Annotated in this window: 14 protein-coding genes; 7 read left to right on the top strand and 7 right to left on the bottom strand. The window is 67.4% G+C overall.

From position 1 onward, the window contains the following. The first annotated feature begins 63 nt into the window (after positions 1-63). Positions 64-1,056 carry a stage II sporulation protein M gene (locus ACAG20_RS12000; RefSeq protein WP_370492658.1) on the top strand — a complete coding sequence of 331 codons (993 nt, stop codon included), beginning with the start codon at positions 64-66 and terminating at the stop codon, positions 1,054-1,056. An 81-nt stretch (positions 1,057-1,137) separates the two neighbouring features. On the opposite strand, the gene ACAG20_RS11995 is transcribed toward ACAG20_RS12000, so the two are convergent. Genes ACAG20_RS11995 through ACAG20_RS11975 form a run of 5 tightly spaced genes read right to left on the bottom strand, consistent with a single transcriptional unit; the run spans position 1,138 to position 6,430 of the window. Next, a complete protein-coding gene (locus tag ACAG20_RS11995) occupies positions 1,138-2,457 on the bottom strand; it encodes a DUF58 domain-containing protein (RefSeq protein ID WP_370492656.1) in 1,320 nt (439 codons plus the stop codon). Then, positions 2,454-3,419 carry an AAA family ATPase gene (locus tag ACAG20_RS11990; RefSeq protein ID WP_370492655.1) on the bottom strand — a complete coding sequence of 322 codons (966 nt, stop codon included), beginning with the start codon at positions 3,417-3,419 and terminating at the stop codon, positions 2,454-2,456. The genes ACAG20_RS11995 and ACAG20_RS11990 overlap by 4 nt, the downstream gene beginning before the upstream one ends. Next, entirely contained in the window at positions 3,416-4,525 is a 1,110-nt protein-coding gene (locus ACAG20_RS11985; RefSeq protein ID WP_370492654.1) for a DUF4350 domain-containing protein, read from the bottom strand. The genes ACAG20_RS11990 and ACAG20_RS11985 overlap by 4 nt, the downstream gene beginning before the upstream one ends. Continuing rightward, on the bottom strand, positions 4,522-5,130 hold the full coding sequence (locus tag ACAG20_RS11980) for a DUF4129 domain-containing protein (RefSeq protein ID WP_370492653.1): 609 nt from the start codon (positions 5,128-5,130) through the stop codon (positions 4,522-4,524). Before ACAG20_RS11980 ends, ACAG20_RS11985 begins: the two co-directional genes overlap by 4 nt. 10 nt (positions 5,131-5,140) lie before the next feature. Next, entirely contained in the window at positions 5,141-6,430 is a 1,290-nt protein-coding gene (locus ACAG20_RS11975) for a hypothetical protein (protein WP_370492652.1), read from the bottom strand. Between the two features lie 25 nt (positions 6,431-6,455). Between ACAG20_RS11975 and ACAG20_RS11970 the strand changes: the two genes are divergently transcribed. The 5 genes from ACAG20_RS11970 to ACAG20_RS11950 all read left to right on the top strand — a co-directional run bounded on the left by ACAG20_RS11970 (position 6,456) and on the right by ACAG20_RS11950 (position 11,996). Further along, positions 6,456-6,920, top strand: coding sequence for a GatB/YqeY domain-containing protein (locus tag ACAG20_RS11970; protein ID WP_112689210.1), 465 nt, complete (start codon positions 6,456-6,458; stop codon positions 6,918-6,920). 6 nt (positions 6,921-6,926) lie between these two features. Further along, positions 6,927-8,726, top strand: coding sequence for a glycoside hydrolase family 15 protein (locus ACAG20_RS11965; RefSeq protein WP_370492651.1), 1,800 nt, complete (start codon positions 6,927-6,929; stop codon positions 8,724-8,726). 88 nt (positions 8,727-8,814) lie between these two features. Next, positions 8,815-9,444, top strand: coding sequence for a S1 family peptidase (locus ACAG20_RS11960; protein ID WP_112689206.1), 630 nt, complete (start codon positions 8,815-8,817; stop codon positions 9,442-9,444). Positions 9,445-9,486: 42 nt separating this feature from the next. Next, on the top strand, positions 9,487-9,906 hold the full coding sequence (locus tag ACAG20_RS11955; RefSeq protein WP_370492650.1) for a hypothetical protein: 420 nt from the start codon (positions 9,487-9,489) through the stop codon (positions 9,904-9,906). Between the two features lie 920 nt (positions 9,907-10,826). Further along, positions 10,827-11,996, top strand: coding sequence for a Fic family protein (locus ACAG20_RS11950; protein ID WP_062660257.1), 1,170 nt, complete (start codon positions 10,827-10,829; stop codon positions 11,994-11,996). Between the two features lie 239 nt (positions 11,997-12,235). Here ACAG20_RS11950 and ACAG20_RS11945 read toward each other — a convergent pair whose 3' ends face one another. Continuing rightward, positions 12,236-15,322: an RND family transporter gene (locus ACAG20_RS11945; protein ID WP_370492648.1), complete on the bottom strand. Its 3,087-nt coding sequence runs from the start codon at positions 15,320-15,322 to the stop codon at positions 12,236-12,238. Between the two features lie 373 nt (positions 15,323-15,695). Here ACAG20_RS11945 and ACAG20_RS11940 point away from each other — a divergent pair, with 373 nt between their 5' ends. Then, a complete protein-coding gene (locus ACAG20_RS11940) occupies positions 15,696-16,337 on the top strand; it encodes a TetR/AcrR family transcriptional regulator (RefSeq protein WP_085981140.1) in 642 nt (213 codons plus the stop codon). Between the two features lie 91 nt (positions 16,338-16,428). Here ACAG20_RS11940 and ACAG20_RS11935 read toward each other — a convergent pair whose 3' ends face one another. Continuing rightward, positions 16,429-17,070, bottom strand: a complete 642-nt coding sequence (locus ACAG20_RS11935; RefSeq protein WP_011895470.1) for a TetR/AcrR family transcriptional regulator — start codon at positions 17,068-17,070, stop codon at positions 16,429-16,431. Between the last annotated feature and the right edge of the window lie 34 nt (positions 17,071-17,104).

Here is a 17,104-nt window from a genome sequence, read left to right as displayed (position 1 = left end):
CGGCACCGGCGGAGAACTCCTGGCCGTACCTATGGCGGGACCTGTCTCGCTACGCTCGACGCCGTGGATGTCGACGCCTTCGTGCTGACCCATCGCCCGGCCTGGGATCGGCTGGAGGAACTGGTGAAGAAGCGCCGGCGGCTCGATGGCGCCGAAATCGACGAGCTCGTGGAGCTCTACCAGCGGGTTTCCACTCACCTGTCGGTGCTGCGCTCGTCGTCGACGGATTCGGCGCTCATCGGCCGGCTCTCGGGATTGGTGGCACGCTCGCGTGCCGCCGTCACCGGTGCGCACGCCCCGCTGGCCTCGGAGTTCGTCCGCTTCTGGACGGTGTCGTTTCCGGTGGTGGCCTACCGGGCCTGGCGGTGGTGGCTGGGCACCGCCGCCGCCTTCCTGGCCGTCGCGGTGGTTATCGCAGCCTGGGTGGCCGGCGACCCCGACGTGCAGGCGCTGATCGGCACACCGGCCGAGCTCGACCAGCTGATCAACCACGACTTCGCCTCGTACTACAGCGATCACCCGGCCGGGGCCTTCGCGCTGCAGGTCTGGGTGAACAACGCCTGGGTGGCCGCGCGCGCCATCGCGTTCTCGGTGTTGCTGGGGCTGCCGATCCCGGCGCTGCTGTTGGCCAACGCCGCCAACCTCGGCGTGGCACTCGGGCTGATGTTCGGCGCCGGCCGGGGCGGCTTCATGCTCGGCCTGCTGGCGCCGCACGGCCTGCTGGAGCTGACCGCGGTGTTCCTGGCCGGTGCGGTCGGCATGCGGCTGGGCTGGATGGTGATCGCACCGGGCGACCGTCCGCGTGGACAGGTGCTCGCCGAGCAGGGCCGCGCTGTGGTCGCGGTCGCCGTGGGGCTCGTCGCGGTGCTGGCGGTGGCCGGGTTGCTGGAGGCGATGGTGACGCCCTCGCCCTTGCCGACGTGGCTGCGGGTGGGCATCGGGGTGCTGGCCGAGGCGGCGTTTCTGGCCTACGTGGTGCACTTCGGCCGCAAGGCGGTGGCCGCCGACGAGACCGGCGACATCGCCGACGCGCCCGACGTCGTCCCCACCGGCTGATTTCCTCCGCCGAGCGGACATGAAAGCCCCTTTTTCACACGCAATTTGGGGGTTTTCGCGACTGCTCGCCGACGAAAAGGATCAGAGTTGTCCGGCAGCCTTCATCGCCAGATAGGCATCGGCCAGTGCCGGCGCCAGGTCATCGGGCGGCGCGTCGATGACCCGCACGCCGCTGCGGCGCAACCTGGTCGCCAGCGCCTGCCGGTCGTTGCGGGCGCGTTCGGCGGCGCCCGCGTCATACACCGCGGCCGCGTCGGTGCGTCCCCGCGCCAGCCGTTCCACCCGCGGGTCGGCGACCGCAGCCAGGATCACCTGATAGTCCGCGGTCAGCTTCGGCAACACCGGCAGCAACCCCTCCTCGAGCGCGGAGGCGTTGAGGTCGGTCAACAGCACCACCAAGTTGCCTCGGCGGGCCCGCCGGGACAACACGGAAACCATTGCCGCGGAGTCGGATTCGACCAGCGCCGGCTGCAGCGGTGCCATGGCGTCGACGAGCTGGGCGAACAGCCGGCTGCGGGCGGCTCCGAACACACCGGCGCGGGTCACCTGATCGTGGGCGAGCAGATCGACGTGGTCCCCGGCGCGCAACGCCAACGCCGCCAACAACAGTGCGGCATCCATCGACCAGTCCAGCCGGGGCCAGCCCGCCGGGTCGCTCGCGGTCGAGTCGACCCCGATCCGGCCGGCCGCGGTCCGGCCGGTGTCGAGCACGATGACCACCCGCCGGTCCCGTTCCGGCCGCCAGGTCCGCACCACCACATCGGAGCGCCGGGCGGTGGCGCGCCAGTCGATCGAACGCACATCGTCGCCGACGACATACTCGCGCAGCGAGTCGAACTCGCTGCCCTGGCCGCGGACCAACGCCGGCAGATTCCCGTCGATCTCCCGCAGCCGCGCCAACCGTGCCGGCAGGTGCTTGCGGGACAAGAACGGCGGCAACACCCGCAGCCGCGCCGGCACCCGCCGGGACCGCTGCCGGCCGGCCAGCCCCAGCGGGCCCACCGAGCGGACCGTGACCAGCGCGGCGTGCTGGTCGCCCCGGCGAATCGGACGCAGCTCGGTGAGCAGCCGACGCTCCTGGCCGGCCGGCAGATCGAGCAGATGGTCGCGCGGGTGGGCGCGCGCACTGGGAGGCCAGGCGTCACGCAGCTGCCCGCGGAACCGGCGGCCGCCGTTGACGACCGACAAAGTGGTCGCCGCCGACTGGCCCAGCCGGACCGCGCTGTCCATGGTCCGGGTGATCGCCAGCCTGGCGGGGTCGGCCGCCAACGCGATGTCGAGCACCACCGCGGCGCCGAGCCCGGCCAGCAGCACGGTGAACGCCGTCGCCGGCCAGGGGGCCAGCGCGACGGGTAGGGCGCAGACCAGTGCGATCAGCGCGGCTCGACCGGTCAGGATCACCAGCGCGGCACCGGAACCGAGGCCAGGATGCCGTCGAGCACACCGTCGGCGCTGGCTCCTTCGAGTTCGGCCTCTGGACGCAGCATCACCCGGTGCCGCAGGGTTGCCGGGGCCATCGCCTTGACATCGTCGGGCGTCACGTAGTTGCGCCCGGACAGCCACGCCCACGATCGCGAGGTGGCCAACAATGCGGTCGCGCCGCGCGGCGAGACGCCCAGTTGCAGAGCCGGGGAGTGCCGGGTCGCGCCGACCACGTCGACGATGTAGCCCAGCACCTGGTCGGCGACCAGCACCTGGCGCACCGCAGCGCGGCCGGCCGCCAGATCCGCGGCGCCGGCCACCGGAGCGACCGCGGACAGGTCATGCGGGTCGAAACCCCGAGCGTGCCGGGACAAGATGTCGATCTCGGCCTCCCGCCCCGGCAGCGGGACGGTCAGCTTGAGCAGGAAACGGTCGAGCTGGGCCTCGGGCAACCGATAGGTGCCCTCGTACTCGATCGGGTTTGCGGTGGCCGCCACCATGAACACTTCGGGTAGCGGCTTGGCTGCCCCGTCCACACTGACCTGCCCCTCCTCCATCGCCTCCAACAGTGCCGCTTGGGTTTTCGGCGGGGTGCGGTTGATCTCATCGGCCAGCAGCAAGTTGGTGAAGATGGGGCCGGGGCGAAAGGCGAACTGTGCGGTGTGAGTGTCGTAGACCAGCGATCCGGTGATGTCTCCGGGCATCAGATCGGGGGTGAACTGGACCCGCTTGAAGTCCAGTCGCAACGCCGCGCTCAGCGTCCGGACCAGCAGCGTCTTGGCCACACCCGGAACGCCTTCGAGCAGCACGTGGCCGCGGCACAGTAGGGCGATCACCAGGCCGCTGACCACGGCGTCCTGGCCGACCACCACTTTGGCGACCTCGTTGCGCAACGCCAGCAGTGCCTCGCGGGCCGGGGGAGGCGGGGGAGTCTGTGTCACGATTCGATGACCTGCCTTTCGATGTCGTCGAGTGCGCGGGCAAGATCGACCAGCGCGTCGTCGTTTTCCGGGTGCGGGCCGAACAGCAAGTGCCACAACCAGTCCGGAGGTGCTCCGGTGCGCTGGGCCACCGCGGCGATCACCGCCGGCGGATCCTCGGCAGGCCCCAGGCCCAGGCGTGGGGCGATCCGGCGCAGCGATGCGGTACGTAGTGCGGCGGCAGCCCGGTCGCGGGCCCGGCGGGACCGGTAGAGCCGGCCGAGACCCTCGACGGTCTCGGATGCGCGCACCACGACCGGCAGGGTTTCGGCGACCAGCGGGCCGAGTCGGCGTCCCTGCCACATTGCGGCCAGCGCCAGTGCGACGCACAGCTGCCAGACCAGCCAGGTAACATTGCTCGGGATCAGCCCGAGAATCGTTGCGCTACCGGCTCTTCCGCCTTCGAGACGTTGGGGCGCATACCAGATCAGGCGGTCCCGCGCGCCGGCCAGGTTCATCGCCAACGCAGCGTTGCCTTCGCGGGCCAGGTCGGTGTTCGTCATGAAGGACGGGCTGCCGATCACCGTGATGGTGCGATGGCCGCTTCGATAACGCACCAGCGCACCGTTGTAGCAGCTGCGTACCGAACCGTCTTGCGAGGCAACGTAGGTGGCGGTGGCGCCGAGATCGACCGTCCCGGCCCGCTCGGCCTCGCGCAGATTACAGGCGGGTCGGCGGGTGAACGGGCGCGCCGGTCCCGATCGGATCTCGGGCACCAGGGCTTTGCGCGCCCGCGAATCGGGCGCCACCAGCAGCAGGTCCCCGGGAAGCCGGGCCAGCCGCTCCAGGAGTTCGTCGCCGGCGATGCGCTGGGTCTCGGCGACCAGCATCAGCGCATCCGGGCGGGCCGCGCGGGCCACGTCGTCGACGGTGCCGGCGATCACCACCTCGACGCCGCGGTCGCGCAACAGCGTCACCACGGCGTGGGCGCCCTGTGGCGTGGTGGCGGTCGGGTCCATCCGGCCGCCCGGACGGGGACTGGTCAGATAGGCGCCGGCCACCGATACGACCACGATCACGGCCAGGGCGACCGCGACCCACAGGCTCTTGCGCCGCGTGCCGGTCACCGGTACTGCCGCCGCGGCGTCAGGGCGCACACCTGCTCGTCGATGTTGGCGACGATCCGGTAGCCGTCCGGGGTGGCCGGCAGCTCGCCGTAGCTGACATCGTTGAACGTCTCGGCGGCCCGCAGCAAGGCGGCCGCCAGGTGGGGCAGCGCGGTGCCGGCGTCGCGTGCCAGTTCGGTTGCGGTGCGCCCCGGAGCGGCATGGAGCACCCCGGTTTCCTCGAGTTCGCGTGCCGCCGCCCGCAGGCGGTGCCGGATCGCCTCGCCCCAATCTCCTGCGGCCGCACAGTGTTGCGCGGCCGCGCGGTATTCGGCGGCGCTGCGCGGTGAGGGGCCGAACAACCGCGGGTCACCGCGGCCGTCGCGCAGCATGCGCCGACCGACTGCGACCGCGGCCACCACCGCGGCCGCGAGCAGGATCAGCAGCACACTGATGGTGAACCACCCGCCCGGCAGCTCTGCGCCCTTGAGAATCAGCCGCTGAACCAGTGTCTCGAGGTAGTCGATGAACTGCTGCTTCGGCGATGGCCGCGGATACATCGGGTTGGCCAGCTCGCGTTCGGCGGCCTCCCGGGCGGCTTCGCGGTCAATGTCGACGGTGGGCACCCGGCAGTCCTCACCCCGGGGGCCGGGTCAGCCACAGCTGGTCGGTCGACCCGGCGGCGTACGGTCCGCCTGCCACGCCGGTGCGCAGCACCAGATCGAACGCTTCGGAGCGGATACGGCGATCGGTATACAGCAGCACCGCCACACCGGCGGTGAACGGCAGCACGATGATCTGGCCGATCGTCGCGCCTATCCGGGAGAACACGTCCAGCTGCGCCGCCGTGGTCAGGGCGTCGGCGCCATGGGTGACTGCCATCCCGATGATGTTGAACGGAAACTCGACCGCGCTACTGACCAGCGACGCGATCAGCGCGGTCAGCGCCAGGATTCCCAGCACTCGCCAGAAACTGTTGCGCACCAGCGTGAACGACCGGCGCATCGCCTCGAACACCGGTTGGCGTTCCAGCACGATCACCGTCGGCGCGAACACCACCACCGCATAGCCGTAACCCAGCGCTGCGATCAGTGCCAGCACCAGCGGCAGTCCCACCAGCACCGCGGCGCCGGGCCCTCCGGCGCCGCCGGCCATCACGATGACGAACGCGGCGAATCCGCACAGTACCGCCGCCGCCAGGCCGACCAGGACGGTCAGGCCGATCAGCGCCGCAAAGCGGGTGCGGACGATAGCCCAGGCTTCCCCGACGGTGATCGGTGAGCCGAACACCGAACGTCCGACGACGGCGGTCAGCATGCCGGTCAGCACGATGGTGCCCAGGGCTGTCACGAGTCCCGCGCCCGCGAACGCGATCAGCCACGCCACCACGTCCCCGCCGGAGATCTCGCCGGACGACGAGCCGCGATGCTCCGGCGCGACTGCCTTCAGTAGGCCGGCCAGTGCGATCCCGCTGATGATCTGGGTGGCCACCACGACGATCGCGGTCAGCCCGAGCACGACGGCCGGATTGGCGCGGACGTAGCCGACGGCGCCGTTGTAGATGTCGGTCAGGCTGAGCGGGCGCAGCGGGATCACGCCCGGTTTGAGTTCCGGCTGCGGATAGCCCGAAGACGGACCGAAACCGGGGGGTGGCCCGTAACCGGGCGGAGGGCCATAGCCCGGCGGTGGTGGGCCATAACCGGGGGGTGGGCCGTAGCCGGGGGGTGGGCCGTAGCCGGGCGGTGGTGGTCCGTAGCCGGGCGGGGGTGGTCCGTAGCCGGGCGGTGGTGGTCCGTAGCCGGGCGGTGGTGGTCCGTAACCGGGTGGCGGGCCGTAATCGGGCTGCGGGCCATACCCGGACTGCGGGCCGTAGCCGGGCGGGGGAAAGCCAGGGTCCGGATAGCCGGGCGGCGGCGGATTCACCATGTGGCTGAGCGTAGCGTTATGCGCCATGGCGGAACTCAAATCCCGATTGCGGGCGGACCTGACCGAAGCGATGAAGGCGCAGGACAAGCTGCGTACCGCAACCCTGCGGATGCTGCTTGCCGCGATCCAGTCCGAGGAGGTCTCCGGCAAGCAAGCCCGCGAGCTGACCGACGACGACGTGCTCAAGGTGCTGACCCGCGAGGCCCGCAAGCGGGCGGAGTCGGCCGAGATCTACACCCAGAACAACCGCGGTGAGCTCGCCGCCGAAGAACACGCCGAGGCCCGGATCATCGCCGAGTACCTGCCCGAACCGCTCAACGAGGCCGAACTGGCCGACGTCGTCGAAACGGCACTGGCCCAGGTGGCCGAGGAGATCGGCGAGCGGCCGCACATGAAGCACATGGGCCTGGTGATGAAGGCCGCCACTGCGATCGCGGCGGGCAAGGCCGACGGTTCCCGGCTGTCTGCCGCGGTGAAGGAACGCCTCTAGCGGCCGATGGCATCAGCACTGATCGAGGACTACGCGCTGCTCGGTGACCTGCACACCGCGGCGTTGCTGGGCCGCGACGGCAGCATCGACTGGCTGTGCCTGCCCCGGTTCGACTCCCCGGCCTGTTTCGCGGCGCTGCTGCATGACGAATCCGCCGGTTACTGGCGCATCGCCCCGGCCGGCGGTGGCCCGGCGACCCGGCGCGGCTACCGCGGCGACACGCTGATCGTCGACAGCGAATGGGACGCCCCGGGCGGCACGGTGCGGGTCACCGACTTCATGCCGCCGCGCGGGAAGAGCGCCGACGTCGTCCGGATCGTCGAAGGCGTGTCGGGGCGGGTCTCGATGCGAATGGACCTGACGATCCGGTTCGACTACGGCAATGTGGTGCCCTGGATTCGCCGCCGTGACGACGGGCTGATCGCGGTCGCCGGCCCCGACACGCTTTGTCTGTCCAGTCCGGTCGGCATGCGGGGCGAGAACATGACCACCGTCGCCGAGTTCGAGGTGGCTGCCGGCGAAAAAGTGCCGTTCGTGCTGACCCACACCCCGTCGCACCTGCTGCCGGAGGCCGTGCGGTCCGAGGCGGTGCGGGCACTGGGCAAAACCGAATCGTTCTGGCAGAACTGGATCGACCAGTGCCAATACCGCGGCCAGTGGGCCGACGCGGTGCGCCGCGCCGTGATCACCCTCAAGGCACTCACCTACGCCCCGACCGGCGGGATCGTCGCTGCAGCCACCACGTCGCTACCGGAATGCCTTGGCGGCGTGCGTAATTGGGACTACCGGTACTGCTGGCTGCGTGACGCCACCTTCACTCTGCAGGCGCTGCTGGGCACCGGCTACGCCGCCGAAGCCAAAGCGTGGCGGGAATGGTTGGTGCGCGCCGTGGCCGGCGATCCGGCCAAGCTGCAGATCATGTACGGCCTGGACGGCACTCGTCGGTTGCCCGAGCAGACCCTGAACTGGCTGTCCGGCTACGAGGGTTCGGTGCCGGTGCGGACCGGCAACGAGGCCGCGGGCCAGTTCCAGCTCGACGTCTGGGGCGAAGTGCTCGACGGCCTGAACCTGGCGCTGGATTGCGGGCTGGAATGCGAGGACACCGCCTGGGACATCCAGCGCGCCCTGCTGGATTTCCTCGAAGGCCACTGGGACTCTCCCGACGCCAGCCTGTGGGAAGTCCGCGGCCCGCAGCGGCATTTCGTGCATTCGAAGGTGATGGCCTGGGCCGGGGTGGACCGGGCGGTGCACGCGGTGCGCAACCACGGTCGGGAAGGTCCCGTCGATCGGTGGCGGGAGCTTGCTGATGCCATCCACGCCGACGTCTGTGAGCACGGCTTCGACACCGAGCGTGGCACGTTCACCCAGTATTACGGTTCGGCCGGCCTGGATTCGGCGCTGCTGCTGATTCCCCGGGTGGGGTTCCTGCCGTGGGACGACCCGCGGGTGGTGGGAACCGTCGAGGCGGTACAGCGCGAGCTGTCCAGTGACGGCTTCCTGCGGCGCTATGACACATCCGACGGATCGGTCGATGGGCTGCCCGGGACCGAGGGGGCGTTTCTGGTCTGCACATTCTGGCTCGCCGACGCACTGCACGGCATCGGCCGGCGCGACGAGGCGCGGGCGCTGTTCGAGCGACTGTTGGGCTTGCGCAACGACGTCGGATTGCTCTCCGAGGAGTACGACACCGACTCCGGGCGCCAGGTCGGCAATACGCCGCAGGCGTTTTCGATGGTGGGTCTGGTCAACACCGCGCGGGGGCTCAGCGGGGAATCGACGCGCACCAAGCCCGGTGGGAGCGGTTGACCCGGGCCGGGCGGCGATGGCCGGCGATTCGGGTCTCGAGCGGTCAGCGCCGGGCTAACATCACCGGGTGGTCCCGGGGTTGCGTGACATGTGGAAGCCGAGCCTGCTCACGGCCGCGCTCGCGGCGGCCGGTGTGGTGCTCGCCGGCGCGGCGCCGGCCAACCCGACGGCCGGCATGGAGGTCGGCAACGACGACAGTGTCTGCACCGCCGGCTTCGCCGCCCAGAACCGCTTCGGCGACTACTTCCTGTTCACCAGCGGGCACTGCGATTCCGGCGACGGCTCGGAATGGACCGACGCCGCGGCCGCGCCACTGGGCCCGATCTTCGCCAGCGAGAACAACGGCGACGACCGCGACGCGGCCATCATCCGACTGCGCCCGGGAACACCCCCGCCCAACGGTGGCGTCGACGGCCGTTACCACATCCGGGATGTATTGGGTCCCGGCCAGATCCACGTTGGCATGCCGTTCTGCAAGGTGGGCTCGCGGACCGGGGAGACGTGCGGGGTCGTGACCGAAGTCGCCGGCAACCTCGTGGTGACGAATCTGTACAGCACTGAAGGCGACAGCGGCAGCCCGGGTTTCGTGACGAACCCCGATGGCACCATCAGCGCCGCGGGAATACTGACGGGCGGCCCCGAGGGCGACGACAACACCACCTATTTCGTGATGGTCGAGCCGATATTGCGGGAGTGGCGGCTGCAGCTCCTGAAGTGAGTGGCGCGGCAGGTTGTCGGTGCGGTAGGTGAAGATCAATGCATGGCCACACCCGAGCAGTTCTCCGAGTCGTTGATCTCAGCGATGAAGTGGGCGCGGATTCCCGCGGAGAATCACGCATTCGTCAAGCGGATCGTGGACGCTGTCGATATCGCCGAATACCGCGCAGCGGGGACGACGGACAAGCCGTACGTGATCGCTCGGCGGCGCGATGGTCGCGCGGATCTCCACATCGCCTGGGGGTATACGAACGGGTTCGGCTCCGAAGACGAGATCGTCCAGGTTGTCGGCGAGGGGGCTGAGCGTAGACCGAGTTCACGTAAGGGGACCTGGTTGGTGGAGCATCCCACAACCCGGGTCCATCAGCGCACCGACCGCGCGCGCGACGTCCGTCGCGAAGCAGACTTCTGCGGCTGCGGTATGCAGCTGTCGGTTACCGGGGTCTGCGGCATGTGCGATTAGCGATATCTCGACTGGCCGCCGTCATTAGGCCACCGCGACTCACGCCATGACGCTCAGTCAGGCCGAACGCGCGCACCGCCGGCCGGCTGGACCCAATTCGAGTGAGCCACCGGTGAAACCGGTTACCCGCGCCTATGGTGGACCAGTCAACACCGTGATCAGCGACCGGCTGACAACAGAAATGAGACGGCAATGAGCCGATTGTTGGGGCGCCGAGCCGCCATGTTTGCCGTTGTCGCGACATCAGGATCGCTGATGGGACTCGCCGCACCGGCCATCAGTCGGGCCTACCCCGTCGATGGCTGTGGCTACGGCATGTACTTCAACACAGAGACAAACCAGTGCGAACCCGGGGGGATCGACCCGCATCCGTTCATCGGACCCGCCGGACCCGCGGGTGTCGGCGTCGGCGGACCCGTCGGACCCGGCGGTGTTGTGGGCCCGGTCGGACCCGGGCCGGTCGGACCCGGGCCGGTCGGCCCCGGCCCGGTCGGCCCCGGCCGGCGCTAGGCAGCGCTTCGCTGCGTTGACGGCGGCATGTCCGGCGGACCGAGCAAGCCAAAGGCCCTGACCGGACTTGCTGGTCAGGGCCTGTGAACTGCATCAACGCCAGTCGGGGTGGCGGGATTCGAACCCACGACCTCTTCGTCCCGAACCACGCCACCTGGGGTTTTGATGACGTTGGGTACGTTGGCCCGCGTAAGTTTCCCAGCTCAGCTGTATTGGGTGGGTTGGCGCGCGCAGGAGTCGCGAAAATCTACTGCGGACTGCCTGCGGACTGAGACACCTTGGTGGTCAAGGCCGCTTCTGATCTACCGAGAGCGGGAACCTTGAAATCAGGATGTCAGTTTTCAAGGTTGAGGCGCTAACCTTGAAATTGCACTCCTGGAATTCAAGCTTGGCGAGTTGAGGTGGATCCGATGGATATCGAGGCGCTTCGTAACAGCCCGATCGGACGGTTGGTGCCAATCGGGGGTCATGACCCCCGATTAGGTGAGGCGTACGAATACGTCGCCTACGTGCCGGACCCCCTTCCTGCGGACCTCAAACTGGAAGCTCAGACCTATGCCGCGGTGATCGACGCCGCGGCGGCGATGGCACGTGCCGACCAAGCGTCTTCATTGCTGCCGAACCCGAGCCTGCTCGCTCGGCCGGCCACTCGTCGGGAAGCGGTAAGTACCTCCGCGCTGGAGGGCACCTACGCGTTCTTGGCGGACGTTTTCGAAGCAGACTTTCTCGAAGCTGAGGAGCTCACCAGTTCGGTCAGTGAGGTCAGGAACTACGTCACCGCAGCTGAGCGGGCATACGAACTCGTGGCCGAAGGGCAACCGATATCGGTTCGGATGCTCGAGGATTTACAGCGCGAACTCCTGCGTGGGACCGCCAGTGATGGCTCGCACGCGGGCAGCGTCCGCACCACTCAGGTTTTCATCGGACTCGGCAATCGGCGTGTCACGTCGGCTCGGTTCGTGCCGCCTCCGGCTGATCATCGGCTGCTCGACGGGTTGCGGCTGTGGCAGGACTGGATCCGGGAACCCAGCGCAATACCGACGATCATCCGAGTAGCGGTCGCGCACTATCAGTTCGAGACCTTGCACCCGTTTCATGACGGCAACGGCCGGCTGGGGCGTCTCGTCATGGCGCTGCAGTTGATGAGTGCTGGTGAACTGCGTTTTCCGGTCCTGAACATCTCACCGTGGCTGGAGCAACACCGCACCGAGTATCAGGACGGATTGTTGCGCGTGTCGCAGACCGGTGGATGGGACAGCTGGGTGTGCTTCATTTCCGCGGCCATCCATGCCGAGGCCTTGGAAGTCGTTGAGCGAGTGGACAAGCTCCTGGCGCTCCGTGAGGAATTTCAGGTGATCTTGCGCGGAGCCAAAGGGGTCTCGCTCAGGATCGCTGACGACCTGATCGGTTACCCGATGATCACGGCGTCGGCTGCGGCAGCGTTGCACGGTGTTTCCTACCAGGCAGCGAACACCGCCATCACAAAATTGGTGGACAAAGGAATTCTGCGCCAACGAACTTCGGGCCGGTACGACCGAATATTTCAGTGTGACGGTGTGCTCGCGGCTCTAGAATACTGAGCATTCGTCGGCGTGCTGGCGCGATTCACTGGCATGGAACGGCTGGTCGGACCCCCTATCCAGGTGGGCTACCAAGACGATCCAGTCGGCTATGGGCGGCGCCTGAACGCAAAGCTGCAGCAGTTCATGGACGCTTACTCGACGGGCTTGCAACGCCAGATTCCGACGGATCCGCAACCAAAGATCACGGCTGTGAATGGCCCTCGCATTCCTCGCTTCCACTAGTAGTGCGTTGCTCATTATTTCTGCGTGGCGGTGTCAGCTACTGGGGTCCGCGTTGCTTTGGTGGGCCACCAACTGGCTTCGCGTAGGAGTGTGGCGATCGCGGGCACGGTGAGGGTGCGCACGAGGAAGGTGTCGAGCAGCAGTCCGAAGCCGATGATGAGGCCGGCTTGGATCATGATTGCGACTGAGCCGACCATGAGGCCGAACATGCTGGCGGCGAATATCAGACCAGCTGAGGTGATGACGGCTCCGGTGTTTGCCACGGTGCGCAGGACGCCGACGCGGATGTTGGTCCCGGATTCTTCGCGGAGCCGTGAGACGAGCAGCATGTTGTAGTCGGCGCCGACGGCGACGAGGATGATGAATGCCAGTAATGGTACGGGCCAAGCGATTTCGTAGCCCAGTCCCCATTGGAATACCACAACGCCGATGCCGAGCGAGGCGAGGTAGTTCAGCACGACGGTGCCTAAGAGGTAGAGCGGTGCCAGGAGTGCGCGCAGCAGTAGGACCAGGATGACGCCGACGATGATTATGGTGGCGACGGCCAGTTGTGCGAAGTCGGCCCATAGGAATCGTTGGATATCGGAGTTGACGGCGGGGAAGCCGGCGACGGATACGGTGGCGTCGGCGAGCGACGTGTTGGGTCGTGCGGTGTTGGCGGTGTCGGTGATGCGGCTGGCGAGCTCCATGGCTTCGACGCTGTAAGGGTCGTGGCTGCTTTCGATCATGAACCGCGCGGTCTTGCCGTCCGGTGAGAGGAATTGCTTGGCAACATCGGTGAATTGCCGGTTCTCGAATGCATTAGCGGGCAAGTAGAAACCGCTCGAGGAGTCGGAGTCCGCCGCTGCGCGTGAGGAATTCTGTAGTTGGGTGGCGATCTGGCTCATACCGGACAGCATTTCGATGTTGCTGTCGGCGAGGGTGCGGACACCGGTCGCGAGTGCTTGAGCGCCGGAGGCGAGCTGTCCGATTCCGTCCTGCAATCGGCGGAGATTGGTGGCCAGGTCGGCGGGGTCACCGAGGGCTCCGAATGCCTTGTCCAGCGAGGCGACTGCGTTCTGGACGTTGGAGAGGGTGCCACCAACGGTGGCATTGGTCGCGGGATCGTAGCGGTCCCCGAGGTCGGCGATCTGGTCGAAGAATCCGCTGTCGCGCAGGCTGACCAAAATCTTCACCTGGTCACGAATTTGGGCGCACTGCGGGGTGGCGGCACACCACGGTGAGGTGTTGAGCGCGCCCACGAGTGGATCGAGCTGGGTGATCGCGTTCTGCGCCTGGTTGGCCAGCGGTCGCAGTCCTGGGCCGGATTGGATGGCTTGGTCGACGGCGGGGGCAGTGGCGGAAAGCTGTTGCAGCAGTGGCCGGAATTGGTTGACCTGAGTTCCCGCGGATTGAGCTTGGGTGAGGATTCCGGCCAGTGGCGCGAGGGCGGTGCGCACGGTGCTGTCGAGTTGGGCGAGGCCGTCGGCGAGCTGGTCGGCGCCGCCGGTGAGTTTGGCGAGGTCGTCTTTGCGTGAGTTGCCCTCGGCGACCGCGCCGGCCATTTTGTCGCCGATCTGGCCGTTCTGCCAGGCCAGTTCTGCTTGGTCGAGGCGCTCTCCGGTGGGGCGGGTGACTCCGGAAACTTTGGTGACGCCGGGGATCTGGGAGACGCGGGAGGCCATCTCGTCGAGGTCGGCCAGTCCTTTCCCGGTCCGCATGTCGGTCGGGTTTTCCACGACGAGGAACTCGCTGATGACGACGTCCTTGCGGAAGTGGCGGTCCAGAAGTTGGTAGCCCTGGTTGCTGGCCGTGGTGTCTGGTTGTCCCTTGCGGTCGTCGTAGCTGATTTTGATGGTCGCAGCGGCTGCCGATAGGGCGAGCAGGATGGCCAGGCTGACGATCAGCAGTGGCACCGGACGGCGGACCACGGCGACGGCGACGCTGTTCCAGTAGCGGCGGGTGCGGTCGGATTTGGGTTCACCGATGCCGCGTTTGGCGGCTAGCGACAGCACGGGTGGCAGCAGGGTGACGGTCGCCAGAAATCCGAACAGCACGGCGATGGCGCACGCGGGGCCCAGGGCGGCGAAGACGCTGAGCCGCGCGAAGACCATGGCCAAGAACGCGAGTGCCACGGTGGCGGCGGACGCCAGGATGACGCGCCCGATGCTGGCGGTGGCGTGGATGATCGCCTGATCGGCGGGTACTTGGGCGCGGCGCTGCTCGTGGTATCGGCTGATCAGAAAAACTGTGTAATCAGTTCCGGCGCCGAGCAGGATCGCCGTCATGAAGGCGACGGTGAACTGGGAGACCGGCATGCCCATCTCGCCGAGGGCGGACAGCACGCCGCGCCCAACCGCCAGGCTCAACCCGATTACCAGCAGTGGCAACAGCGCGGTGAACACTGACCGGTAGACGATCAGCAAGATCAGGGCGATCACGCCGGCGGTAGCGATCGAGATCAACAGCAGGTCGTGCTCGGCGGAGGCGATCATGTCGCTGAAGGTCGCCGGTGGTCCCGTCACTTGGACGGTCGTGGTCGATCCGGTGAACACCTCCGCGGCGATGTCGCGCACCGCGTTCAAGGATTCGGCTGCCGTGGGGTCTCCGAGGGTGCCGGTGACACCGACGGGCAGATACCAGGCTTTGCGGTCGGCGCTGACTGCCTGAGCTTCGGTAATCGGATCGGCCAGCAGGTCCTGCACCAGCAGGACGTGGTCGCCCTCGGCCTGCAACCGGCGCACGAGTTCGCCGTAGCGCTGCCGTGCAGTTGGAGTCAAGCCAGTGGGGTCTTCCATGGCGACAAACACCATGGTTTTCGAGCCTTCTTCGCCGAACGCGGCGCTCATGCGGTCAACCGTCTGCAAGGACGGGGCGTCGCGAGGAATGAGGTCCACCGACTGTTGGCGCACCACGGTTTCCAGCTGTGGGAACAGCAGCGCGAGAACCACCGCGGCGCCTAGCCATACCCCGATGACGAGCGCTTTGTGTCGGAGGGTGAACCGGGCCAGGGTCGCCAACCGTTCGCTGTACTCGCGAGTGTCGGCCGGATCGGTGGATCCGTTGGCGCGCCGACCAGGCCGCTTGGCCTGGCTTGGGGCATCTGCACTGCCGTCGGTCACTTGGCCTCCACTGGTAGCGATACTGCCGGTATCGGTACGCTACCGCACGTAGTGCAAGTGGTGACGGCGACCGGTGGGGGCCTCGCTCAAGAGCGTCATGAGTCGACTCCCTACGGGATTGCGGCGGGCCAGTCGGCCGCGAATACCTGCACGGCGTGCAGGGCGCCTCCTACCGCCACCGTCGCCAGTGCCGCACGATCACTGCTGGGGGCGGGAATGACGACAGCCGCTGCCACGTCTCTGAGAACTCGAAGTTTGAGCGTTCTGATCGTCAATCGCCGCCCTCCGCGGAGTCCTATGGTGGCACGCGCCCCCATTGGGGGCGGATGCTACCAAAGTGTTGCGACCTACTGTGGTTTGCCAAGATGGACATGTGCGGACGCGGTCGAAGAGATGGGGCGGGCGTACCGGTGCTGAACGCCGGGCGGAGCGCCGTCAGCGCCTCATTGATGCCGCGACGGAAATCTGGAGTGAAAGCGGTTGGGCAGCAGTCACGATGAGAGGAGTGTGCGCCAAAACCGGCCTGAACGACCGTTACTTCTACGAAGACTTCAAGACCCGCGACGAGTTACTTGTCGCTGCATGGGACGGCGTGCGCAACGAGATGCTCGGTGAGGTTTCTGCGACGCTCGCAGAACGCATCGGGCAGCCGCCGATGGAGACCATCCGCGTGACCATCGCCGCGGTGGTCGACCGGATTGCAGAGGATCCGGGCAGGGCGAAGATTCTACTGGCTCAACACGTGGGCAGTTCCCCGCTTCAGGATCGGCGCGCTGTCGCACTGCAGGAGGCGACACACCTGGTGATCGCAGCCAGTGAGCCACACCTGAGGCCGGAAGCCGATGAAACCGCCCTTCGGATGGACACACTGGTGGCCGTTGGTGGCTTCGTCGAATTGATCACCGCATGGCATGCAGGTTTGCTTGACGTCATCCAGGGGGAGATCGTGGAGCACACGAGTCGCCTTGCCGAGACGCTCGCCGAACGTTATTTGGTCGACGACGCTGGCCTCTAATGTTGTACAGCGGCGTTCATGTGTTCAGTCCGGAATGAAGCAAGCGGAGGCACCTCGACATTCGCGAAGCGCGGCCGGGAGGCGCCAGAAGCTAACTCTGAGGTTTGGCTTTGGTCGTGGCCGACTCGACTGCGTTCTGCAGCAGCACATAGCTGCCGAGGCTGCCCAGGAAACCTGCGCAGTGCTGAACGAGTTCATCGGTGGTGAACTCGAGTTCTCCGTCGAGCCAGCGGCGCAAGACTTCGAATAACCCACCCACACCCAATGTCGAGGCCAAATGGGCAACGCCCACTGCGGAGTCGGCGATGTCAAGGTGAAGTCTGGCCTCACGCAATACGAGGTCGGTGAAACCGGTCATCATGTCGCTGCGTAACTCCCGAAGCAGCGGCTCCGTTGCAGATTCCACGAACAAGATCCGACCCAGTCGAGGATCATTGTTGATCATGCTGACCAGCCCGCGGATCGGCGCGTACGCGAGCACCTCGGGTGGGGCGCCGGCATCGGGGATCGCGTCAACTATCACCTCCTGGAAGGTTGCGTAGAGCTGCTGGTAGACAGCTCGCAAGAGGGCGTCTCTGTCAGGGAAATGCTGATAGAAGTAGCGTGACGTCACGCCGGATTCAGCGCATACGGCAGTCACCGTGGCGGCGGCAACGCCGTGCGTGCCGATCAACTCCATCGCGGCCTCGATGAGACGCGTGCGCCTGTTCCGGTGACGCTCCTCGGCGGACATCCCGCTGTACACCCGCACCGATCGCACAACGCAT

The organism is Mycobacterium sp. pW045 (assembly GCF_041287085.1).
GTDB lineage: Bacteria > Actinomycetota > Actinomycetes > Mycobacteriales > Mycobacteriaceae > Mycobacterium > Mycobacterium algericum_A.
Note: the sequence above shows the minus strand (reverse complement) of the source record. Positions and strands in the feature narration are given on the sequence as shown.